This is a genomic window from Vreelandella venusta, from assembly GCF_007989605.1.
Taxonomy (GTDB): Bacteria; Pseudomonadota; Gammaproteobacteria; order Pseudomonadales; family Halomonadaceae; genus Vreelandella; species Vreelandella venusta.
Genome location: NZ_BJUL01000053.1, coordinates 1 through 1772 on the forward strand (window position 1 = coordinate 1; position 1772 = coordinate 1772).

The 1772-nt window shown below is 53.6% G+C and carries 1 rRNA gene; it reads left to right on the forward strand.

Annotated elements, in window-relative coordinates:
* Nucleotides 1-185 precede the first annotated feature (185 nt).
* A 16S ribosomal RNA gene (locus HVE01_RS19715) occupies nucleotides 186-1720 on the forward strand.
* The last annotated feature ends 52 nt before the right edge of the window (nucleotides 1721-1772 follow it).

Sequence of the window (1772 nt, forward strand, 5' to 3'; positions counted from 1 at the left end):
AATTTGATCAGGTAATTCATGTGGGCGCTTGCCGATGAGGGTGATAAATCACCAAATATCAAGGCAAGCGGTCATGAGAACGAAAGTTTGAATGAATTCGTTTGAACCTTGAGCCAAGTTTGATGCGCTTTTGTTGTTCGTAAACATTACGTTTTCGGGTAACGAGTAAGCATCACAATGATTTTAAACTGAAGAGTTTGATCATGGCTCAGATTGAACGCTGGCGGCAGGCCTAACACATGCAAGTCGAGCGGTAACAGGGGTAGCTTGCTACCCGCTGACGAGCGGCGGACGGGTGAGTAATGCATAGGAATCTGCCCGATAGTGGGGGATAACCTGGGGAAACCCAGGCTAATACCGCATACGTCCTACGGGAGAAAGGGGGCTTCGGCTCCCGCTATTGGATGAGCCTATGTCGGATTAGCTAGTTGGTGAGGTAAAGGCTCACCAAGGCGACGATCCGTAGCTGGTCTGAGAGGATGATCAGCCACATCGGGACTGAGACACGGCCCGAACTCCTACGGGAGGCAGCAGTGGGGAATATTGGACAATGGGCGAAAGCCTGATCCAGCCATGCCGCGTGTGTGAAGAAGGCCCTCGGGTTGTAAAGCACTTTCAGCGAGGAAGAACGCCTAGTGGTTAATACCCATTAGGAAAGACATCACTCGCAGAAGAAGCACCGGCTAACTCCGTGCCAGCAGCCGCGGTAATACGGAGGGTGCAAGCGTTAATCGGAATTACTGGGCGTAAAGCGCGCGTAGGTGGCTTGATAAGCCGGTTGTGAAAGCCCCGGGCTCAACCTGGGAACGGCATCCGGAACTGTCAAGCTAGAGTGCAGGAGAGGAAGGTAGAATTCCCGGTGTAGCGGTGAAATGCGTAGAGATCGGGAGGAATACCAGTGGCGAAGGCGGCCTTCTGGACTGACACTGACACTGAGGTGCGAAAGCGTGGGTAGCAAACAGGATTAGATACCCTGGTAGTCCACGCCGTAAACGATGTCGACCAGCCGTTGGGTGCCTAGCGCACTTTGTGGCGAAGTTAACGCGATAAGTCGACCGCCTGGGGAGTACGGCCGCAAGGTTAAAACTCAAATGAATTGACGGGGGCCCGCACAAGCGGTGGAGCATGTGGTTTAATTCGATGCAACGCGAAGAACCTTACCTACTCTTGACATCCTGCGAACTTGTGAGAGATCACTTGGTGCCTTCGGGAACGCAGAGACAGGTGCTGCATGGCTGTCGTCAGCTCGTGTTGTGAAATGTTGGGTTAAGTCCCGTAACGAGCGCAACCCTTGTCCTTATTTGCCAGCGCGTAATGGCGGGAACTCTAAGGAGACTGCCGGTGACAAACCGGAGGAAGGTGGGGACGACGTCAAGTCATCATGGCCCTTACGAGTAGGGCTACACACGTGCTACAATGGCCGGTACAAAGGGTTGCGAGCTCGCGAGAGTCAGCTAATCCCGAAAAGCCGGTCTCAGTCCGGATCGGAGTCTGCAACTCGACTCCGTGAAGTCGGAATCGCTAGTAATCGTGAATCAGAATGTCACGGTGAATACGTTCCCGGGCCTTGTACACACCGCCCGTCACACCATGGGAGTGGACTGCACCAGAAGTGGTTAGCTTAACCTTCGGGAAAGCGATCACCACGGTGTGGTTCATGACTGGGGTGAAGTCGTAACAAGGTAGCCGTAGGGGAACCTGCGGCTGGATCACCTCCTTAAACGATGCATCATCCCTCGCGGTAAGCGCTCACAATGAATTACCTGATCAGA